This is a genomic window from Falsiroseomonas oryzae, assembly GCF_027856955.1.
In the GTDB taxonomy this organism is placed as follows: Bacteria; Pseudomonadota; Alphaproteobacteria; order Acetobacterales; family Acetobacteraceae; genus Falsiroseomonas; species Falsiroseomonas oryzae.
The window spans coordinates 1-7,585 of the sequence record NZ_JAPSMD010000263.1 but is presented as its reverse complement, the minus strand read 5'-3'; the positions used below and the strand labels follow the sequence as shown (position 1 = coordinate 7,585).

Below are 7,585 nucleotides of genomic sequence, written 5' to 3'. Positions count from 1 at the left end.
CATGCCCGCCCCGGCCCCGGCCGTGCCCGTTGCCCCCGCGCCGCCGCCCGGCAAACGCGTGCGCATGGGGCGGACCTGGCTCGACCTCGATGCGCGGCGGCTGACCGGGGCGGACGGCGCGGAGATCCCGCTGGGGCCGAGCGAGTTCGCGCTGCTGCGCGCCTTCGCCGAGCGGCCCGGCCGCGTGCTGAGCCGCGAGGTGCTGCTCGATCTCGCGCATCCGCGCGGCGACGAGCATTTCGACCGTTCCATCGACGTCCGCATCGCCCGCATCCGCCGCAAGGTGGAAGCCGTGCCGGAGCGGCCGGCGGTGATCAAGACCGTGCGCGGCGCCGGCTATGTCTTCGACCCTGCTGCCGAAGCCTGAGCCGCCGCCCGGCCTGCAGGACGCGGCAGCCGAGCTCGCGCTGCTGCGCGGCGTGCTGGATGCCGCGCCGGCGCGCGTCTGCGTGATCTCCAGCGAGCGCCGCTACCTCTACGTGAACCGCGAATTCGCCGAGTTCGCCGGCCGACCCGCCGAGGAGATCCTCGGCATGACCACCATCGAGCTGATCGGGCCGGACCTGGCGGCGAAGCTGCTGCCGGTCTCCGACCGCGCGCTGGCCGGCGAGACCGTCAGCTTCGAGGGATGGGTGGACTACCGGCGGAACGGCCGGCGCTACATCGCCTACACCTTCGCGCCCTTCGGCGCGCCGTCCGGCGGCGACGGGCCACGCCAGGCCTTCATCAACTACATGCGCGACCTGACCGAGCTGAAGCGGCGGGAGGAGGAAGCGGCAGCGCAGCGCGCGCATCTGCGCGCCATCCTGGAAGGTATCGCCGATGGCGTGAACATCGTGGCGCCCGATGCGCGGCTGGTGCTGGCGAATCGCGGCTTCATGCGGATGTACGGCTTCCCCGACCACTTGGCCGCGCCCGGGACGCCGGTGGCCGACTTCGTGCGCGAGCGCATCAGGCGCGCCGACTTCTATCCGCACGAGGACCGCTGCAGCCCCGAGGAGCAGCTTGTGGTCGCGCGCGTCGCGCAGATCATGACGGCGCCGGTCGGCCGCTTCGAGGAGACGCGCCCGGACGGAAGCTGCATCGAGGTCCGGCGGGAGCGGCTGCCCGACGGCACGCTGGTCAACACGTACATCGACATCACCGCCCGGCGGGAGGCAGAGCGCGCCCGCCGCGCCAGCCGCGACGCGCTGCGCCGGAACGAGCGTCTGTCGGCCATCGCCAGCCTGCTCGCCGGTGTCGCGCATGAGATCAACAACCCGCTCGCCGTCGTCGCCGCGCAGGCCCTGCTGCTGGCGGAGGAGGCGGAAGGCACCCCGCTGGCGGAGCGCGCGGAGAAGGTGCGGCTGGCGGCGGAACGCTGCGGGCGGATCGTGGCGAGCCTGCTGGCCTCCGCCCGCCAGAAGCCGCCGCGGCGGGACGCGCTGGACATGGCCAGAGCCGTCGAGGCCGGGCTCGACCTGACGGTGGAGACGGCGCGCGCCGCCGGCATCGAGCTGGAGGTGGACCTGGCCCGCGACCTGCCCCCGGTGCGTGGCGATGCCGACCAGATCGCGCATCTCGTCGGCAACCTGGTCGGCAACGCCCGCGCCGCCCTGGGCGCGATGGCGGACCCGCCGGCGGTCCGCCGCATTGCCGTGACGCTGCGCCGGGAGGGGACGGAGGCGGTGCTGCGCGTCGCCGACAACGGGCCGGGCGTGCCACGGGCGCTGCGCGAGCGCGTCTTCGACCCGTTCTTCACGACCAAGCCCGATGGCGAGGGCACGGGCGTCGGCCTCGCGCTCTGCCGCACCATCGCCAAGGCGCATGGCGGCAGCGTGGTGGTGGAGGACACGCCGGGCGGCGGCGCCACCTTCGTGGTGCGCATCCCGCTGGCGGCCGGATAGGCGGGGGGCGCGCCCCCCGCCGCGGCCTCAGCGCATGTCGTAGTCGGTGATCTGGCAGGTATCGACGCGCCGGCGCTCATGCGTCTGCCCATCCGCGAAGACGACACGGATGTCGTTCATGCACTGGCCCTGCGGCAGGCGGATGCCGAGGCTCTGGCCGGGCTGCAGCACGTTGGCGCCCAGCCGGTCCGCGCCCCAGGAATTGTCGTTGGCCGAGGAGACGTAGATCTCGTTGATGACGATCGCGGTGCGGTTGTTGACCCGGAAGGAGGGATCGGTGCTCTGGGCCAGGGCCGGCGCGGCGAGACCGAGCATGAGAAGGGCGGCCGGTAGGCCGCGGCGCAGGAGGCGCATCGAGAGTGTCCCTGTGAGACCGCCGGAACGGCCCGGCGGCCCGTCATCCTCGGGACCGGCTGTGAACAGGGCAACAATGGGCCGCGTGCGGAATTGTCAGGCCGCTTCCTCCACGAACACCTGCACGGCCTGGTACAGCGCGCCGCGGTTGCGCTCCATCAGCATGGTGTGCGTGCCGTCGCCCAGCAGCACGCAGCGCTTGCCGGGGCTCGCGGTCAGCAGCGGGAAGATGGTGGTGGCCATCGAAGGCGGCGTGTCGCGGTCCCATTCGCCCACCACCAGCAGGGTCGGCACCGTGACCTTGGCGGGATCCCACCAGGGCCGGCCGGACTGCCAGTATTCGCGGCTGTCCAGCAGCACACCGTTCGGGGCGCGCAGCACGGCGGGGTTCTGCCGCATGCCCTCGGGGTCGGTCGCCCAGGTCACGCCGGCCCAGTGCTCGAACCAGCCGGGCGGGATCAGGCTGGCGCGCGCCTGGTCGGGCACGCCGTTCATCCAGCGCTCGCGCGCCTGGGCCTGGGTGATCGCCCGATAGGCGCCGAGCCCGGGCTGCGCCCCGGCGGCGGCCGGGCTCGTCCCCTCGCGCAGCCATTGCGGCGCGAACAGCACCAGTCGCTCGGCCACGCCGGCCGTCTCGGTGGCGTAGCGCGCGATCAGCGAGCAGCCCCAGGACCAGGCCATGAGCTGGGTGCGCGGGACGTTGCGGCGCTGGCGGATGAAGGCATGCGCCGCGGCGATCGAGGCCACCGCCTCCTCGCCGCGCACCAGCGGCGGGTTGGCCTCCGCCGGCTGCGACATGGCCGCGGGCCGCGTGCTGCGCCCGTAGCCCGGCAGGTCGAGGCACCAGACATCGAAGCCGCGCCCGGCGATGTAGTCCATCCACGACACGCCCGCGAGCGGCAGGTCGAAGACCGCATGCGCCGGATAGGTGCCGCCATGCACGAAAAGCAGCGTGCGCCCCGGCGAGGCTTGCAGGCCCTCCGGCCGCTTGGAGCGCAGGAACACCTCCATGCCCGCCGTCGGCGTCGGCACCATGAATTCCTCGGTGACGATGCGTGGCGCCTGCGCGGCCGCCTCGGGGGCGAGGCTCGCGATGGTCACGATGGCTGGCGCGGCGAGCAGGCTGCGTCGCTGCATGAGGCCGAATCCTCTCGACATGTCCGCGAAGTGTAGCGCGCTCCATGCGCCGCGCCCAGGCACGCCCTGCGCCGCGGGCATGGGTCGCAACGCCCGCGGCGCGCTATGGGGACGGCATGGAGCTGACCCTTGCCCAGCAGAGCCTGGCGGCCGCCTCCGCCCGGCGCGGCGAGGTGCGGGCGATGCTCGCGCTCGCCTGGCCGCTGGTGCTGACGAACCTGTCGCAGTTCGCGCTGACGTTGACCGACACGGTCTTCCTCGGCCGGCTCGGGACGGAGGCGCTGGCTGCGGCGACACTGGGCGCCAACCTGTTCTTCGCCGCGCTCGCGCCCTGCTTCGGCCTGGCGATGGCGGCCGCGCCGATGACGGCGCAGACGCGCGGCCACGGCAAGGGCTTCGTGCGCGGCATGCGGCGGGACCTGCGCGCCGCGCTCTGGGCCGTGGCGGCGGCGACGCTGCCGGTCTGGCTGCTGCTGTGGCACGCCGAACCGGTGCTGCTGCTGCTGGGGCAGGAGCCGGCACTCGCCGCGCTCGCCGCCGACTACGTGCGCGCCCTGATGTGGGGCATGCCCTGCTTCTGCGCCTTCGTCGCGCTGCGCGGCTTCCTGGCGGCGGAGCAGCGACCCGGCGCGGCGCTGGTCGTCTCCTGCGTCGGGATCCTGCTGAACGTGCCGCTGAACTGGTGGTTGATCCATGGCGGGCTCGGCGTGCCGCCACTCGGCGTGGTGGGCGCCGGCATCGCCTCCTCGCTGTGCAACCTGGCGATGCTGCTCGGGCTGGTCGGGCTGATGGCGCGCGACCGGCACCTGCGGCGCTTCCGCATCCTCGGCCGCTTTTGGCGCTTCGATTCCGCGCGGCTGCGCGAGACGGTGGCGATCGGGCTGCCGATCGCCGGCGCGATGCTGCTGGAGATCGGGGTCTTCGCCTTCGCCGCGCTGGTGATGGGCTGGATGGGGGCGCTGGCGGTCGCGGCGCATGCCATCGCGGTGCAGCTCGCCTCGGCCACCTTCATGGTGCCGATGGGGCTGGGCCAGGCGGCCACGGCGCGGGTCGGGCTGGCGGCGGGCGCGGGGGATGCGGTGGCCGCAGCGCGCGCGGGCTGGACGGCGATCGCGCTCGGCGCTGGCTTCATGGCCGGCTCGGCGGTGGCGATGATCGCCTTCGGCGGGGCAATCGCCTGGGCCTTCCTCGATGCCGGCAATCCCGGCGCGGCGGAGACCGCTTCGCTGGCGGCGACGCTGCTGGTGGTGGCCGGGCTGTTCCAGCTGGCCGATGGCGTGCAGGCCGTGGCCGCCGGCGCGCTGCGCGGGCTGAAGGACACCACCGTGCCGATGGTGCTGGCGGGCTTCGGCTACTGGGCCATCGGCCTGCCGCTCGGGCTGGCGCTCGCCTTCCCGGCAGGCTTCGGGCCTATCGGCATCTGGGTCGGGCTGGCGGTGGGGCTGTTCCTCGTCGCGGGGCTGATGACGCATCGCTGGGTCAGGCTCTCGGCGCCGCGCGGCTTGACGCGGGCGCGGCGCCTGGCGTGACGTCTGCGCGCAACGAAGGACGGAAGGGCATGAGCCTCTGGAAGCGCATCGCCACGCCCGAGGCGGTCAACGCACGGATCGCCGGCACGGCCGCGGGCGTGTTCGGCATCCGCATCACCGAGGTCCGGCCCGACAGCCTGCTGGCCGAGATGCCGGTGGAGGCGCATCACCTGCAGCCCTTCGGACTGCTGCATGGCGGCGTCAGCGTCGTGCTGTCGGAGACGCTCGGCTCCCTGGCCTGCGTGCTGACGCTGCCTGAGGGGCTGCGCGCCGTCGGGATCGAGATCAACGCGAACCACCTGGCAGCGGTGACCGGCGGCCAGGTGGTCACCGCGGAATGCCGCCCCTTCCATGTCGGGCGGCGCACCCAGGTCTGGCAGACCGAGATCCGCCGTGCCGACGGTCGGCTGGCCTGCGTCTCGCGCCTGACCTGCGCCGTCGTCGAGGGGGAGGTCTGAGCGCCATGCCGAAGCCGAAGGTCGCCGTCATCGGCACGGGCGGCACGATCGCCAGCCAGGGCAGCGGGCCGCTCGACACGCAGGACTACGGCAGCTCCGGCCTGCCGATCCTGGATGCCGCCCAGCTCGTCGCGCGCGTCCCGGCGCTGGCCGAGGTGGCGGAGGTGGTCCCCGTGCCCTTCAGCGCCATCCCCTCCACCGCGGTGGGCTGGGCGGAGTGGCGGCGGCTGCTGGCGGCGATCGCGGCGACCAGGGCGGCGCATCCCGACCTGGCGGGCCTCGTCGTCACGCATGGCACCGCGACGCTGGAGGAGACGGCCTATCTCCTCTCGCTGACCCTGCCCGACGACATGCCGGTGGTGGTCACCGGGGCCCAACGGCCCTTCACCGGCCTCTCCTCCGACGCGGCGATGAACCTGGTCGCGGCGGTGCGCGTGGCGGGCGATCCGCAGGCGCGCGACCTCGGCGCGCTGGTGGTGCTGAACGACGAGATCCATGCGGCGCGCGAGGTCACCAAGACCTCGACCGGCAGGCTGCAGACCTTCCGCAGCCCCGATGTCGGCGCGCTGGGCCATGTGGATGCCGACCGCGTCAGCCTGTGGCGCCGCCCGACGCGGCTGCTGCCGCCCGCCGAGCGCTTCGACGTCGCCCGCGTAGAGGTGCCGCCCCGCGTGGACGTCGCCTATTCGGTGGCCGGCGGCGACGGGGTGGCGGTGCGCGCCTTCCTGGCCGCCGGCGCGCAGGGCATCGTGGCCGCGGCCTTCGCGCCGGGCTTCACGACGCCCGCGGAGCGCGACGCCTTGGCCGAGGCGGTACGGGCGGGCTGCACCGTGGTGCTGTCCTCCCGCGCCGGGTCGGGCCGCGCCTTCCCGACGCGGCGCTACGGCGAGCAGGGCTTCCTGACGGCCGACAACCTCAACCCGCAGAAGGCGCGGGTGCTGCTGATGCTGGCGCTGACCCGCACGCGCGACCGCGCGGCGATCGCGAAGCTCTTCGCCCGCGCGTAGCGGGCGTGGGGCGACCTGCGCGGACGACTACAGGATGAAGTCGCCGGCGCCGAGCACGGGCTGGCCGTGCAGGTCCACGACGAGGTCATCCACCCGGTCGCCGTCCAGATCGACCATGACGCGGGTGACGGCATCGCCCGGCGCGACCACGCGGATCTCGCCCGCGCTGCCCGAGAAGGCCGCGCCGGGCCGGGCCTGGAGGAACAGCGCGCCACCGCCGGCCGGCAGCAGTGCCGAGAAGTCGAGCGCATCCACGCCCACTTCGAAGTCGCGGATCAGGTCGCGCGCGGCGCGCGTGCTGTCGGCCGCGGCGAGGTAGCGGAACACGTCGGCGCCCTCGCCGCCGAACAGCACGTCGCGGCCGTAGCCGCCGATGACGGTGTCCGCGCCCTCGTCGCCGAACAGCCGGTCGCCGCCCGCGCCGCCGAGCAGCAGGTCGTCGCCGCCCTGCCCGCGCAACAGGTCGTCCAGCGCCTCGTCGCCGGGCAGCGCGCCGCCGGGGTCGAGGTGGATGTCGGTGAGCGTGATGGCCTGGTCCGTGACGCCGAGATTCGTATAGACGACCGTCACGCTGTGCACCGGCGCGGCGATGGTCACCAGCACGGAGCCCGCGGCCTGCGAGGGGTCGTCGTTGCTGAACGCGGCCGTGACCACGTTGCCGGCCACCTCGTCGTTGCCGGCGGCGAGGATCGTCACCGGCACCAGGCCGCCCGCGGCGTCGCGCGCCGTGATCTCGATGCGGTCGCGGTGGTCCACGAAGTCGATGTCGTTGATGCGGAAGGCGAGGCCCGCGGCCTCCGCCGGATCGCCGCCGGCATCCGTCAGCGTCAGCCGCAGCGTCGCGGTCTCGGGCCCGAAGCCCAGCAGTTCCAGCGCGGAGTTGGCCGCGAAGGGCTCGCCGGGGCCGACATGCTGCGCGCCGGCGGTGACCTGCGCGCTGGCCAGCGCCCCGTCGTCCTGGATGGCGATGCTGGCGGTCAGCGCGCCGATGGTCTGGGAGAAGCCGTCCAGCAGGCTGGTGCCGGGCGCGCCCTGCAGGCTCCAGCGCAGCGCGGCCAGGCCATGGACCGGCAGCGACACGTCGCCGACCAGCAGGTCGCCGCCGTCGCCGCCGACCAGCGTGTCGCGGCCGAGGCCGCCGATCACTGTGTCCGCGCCGGCGCCGCCCACGACGCGGTCCGCGCCGGCGCCGCCATCCGCCAGGTCGTCGCCGT

At 74.2% G+C, this 7,585-nt stretch carries 8 protein-coding genes; 5 read left to right on the top strand and 3 right to left on the bottom strand.

Annotation, left to right across the window (positions count from 1 at the left end; all coding sequences use genetic code 11):
- Positions 1–367: winged helix-turn-helix domain-containing protein (locus OZN99_RS20900; RefSeq protein ID WP_270937189.1), on the top strand; the 367-nt coding region annotated here is incomplete at its 5' end.
- On the top strand, positions 339–1,886 hold the full coding sequence (locus tag OZN99_RS20895; protein ID WP_270937188.1) for a sensor histidine kinase: 1,548 nt from the start codon (positions 339–341) through the stop codon (positions 1,884–1,886). The genes OZN99_RS20900 and OZN99_RS20895, both read left to right, overlap by 29 nt.
- 27 nt (positions 1,887–1,913) lie before the next feature.
- Here the strand turns inward: OZN99_RS20895 and OZN99_RS20890 are convergent, their stop codons facing one another.
- Positions 1,914–2,240 (bottom strand): hypothetical protein, encoded by a 327-nt coding sequence (locus tag OZN99_RS20890; protein WP_270937187.1) that lies wholly within the window; start codon positions 2,238–2,240, stop codon positions 1,914–1,916.
- Between the two features lie 96 nt (positions 2,241–2,336).
- Entirely contained in the window at positions 2,337–3,377 is a 1,041-nt protein-coding gene (locus OZN99_RS20885) for an alpha/beta hydrolase (RefSeq protein WP_270937186.1), read from the bottom strand.
- A 116-nt stretch (positions 3,378–3,493) separates the two neighbouring features.
- Here OZN99_RS20885 and OZN99_RS20880 point away from each other — a divergent pair, with 116 nt between their 5' ends.
- The 3 genes from OZN99_RS20880 to OZN99_RS20870 are packed head-to-tail and all read left to right on the top strand — an operon-like array spanning position 3,494 to position 6,371.
- On the top strand, positions 3,494–4,906 hold the full coding sequence (locus OZN99_RS20880) for an MATE family efflux transporter (RefSeq protein WP_270937185.1): 1,413 nt from the start codon (positions 3,494–3,496) through the stop codon (positions 4,904–4,906).
- 29 nt (positions 4,907–4,935) lie between these two features.
- Positions 4,936–5,364: a PaaI family thioesterase gene (locus OZN99_RS20875; protein ID WP_270937184.1), complete on the top strand. Its 429-nt coding sequence runs from the start codon at positions 4,936–4,938 to the stop codon at positions 5,362–5,364.
- A gap of 5 nt (positions 5,365–5,369) precedes the next feature.
- Positions 5,370–6,371: an asparaginase gene (locus OZN99_RS20870; RefSeq protein ID WP_270937183.1), complete on the top strand. Its 1,002-nt coding sequence runs from the start codon at positions 5,370–5,372 to the stop codon at positions 6,369–6,371.
- 27 nt (positions 6,372–6,398) lie between these two features.
- Here the strand turns inward: OZN99_RS20870 and OZN99_RS20865 are convergent.
- A partial coding sequence (locus tag OZN99_RS20865; protein WP_270937182.1) for a calcium-binding protein occupies positions 6,399–7,585 on the bottom strand: 1,187 nt, incomplete at its 5' end.

What these genes read in the sequence shown, in the direction of transcription:
- OZN99_RS20895 (WP_270937188.1), top strand. Translation starts at nt 339, where the DNA reads ATGTCTTCGACCCTGCTGCCGAAGCCTGAGCCGCCGCCCGGCCTGCAG.
- OZN99_RS20890 (WP_270937187.1), bottom strand. Translation starts at nt 2,240, where the DNA reads ATGCGCCTCCTGCGCCGCGGCCTACCGGCCGCCCTTCTCATGCTCGGT.
- OZN99_RS20885 (WP_270937186.1), bottom strand. Translation starts at nt 3,377, where the DNA reads ATGCAGCGACGCAGCCTGCTCGCCGCGCCAGCCATCGTGACCATCGCG.
- OZN99_RS20880 (WP_270937185.1), top strand. Translation starts at nt 3,494, where the DNA reads ATGGAGCTGACCCTTGCCCAGCAGAGCCTGGCGGCCGCCTCCGCCCGG.
- OZN99_RS20875 (WP_270937184.1), top strand. Translation starts at nt 4,936, where the DNA reads ATGAGCCTCTGGAAGCGCATCGCCACGCCCGAGGCGGTCAACGCACGG.
- OZN99_RS20870 (WP_270937183.1), top strand. Translation starts at nt 5,370, where the DNA reads ATGCCGAAGCCGAAGGTCGCCGTCATCGGCACGGGCGGCACGATCGCC.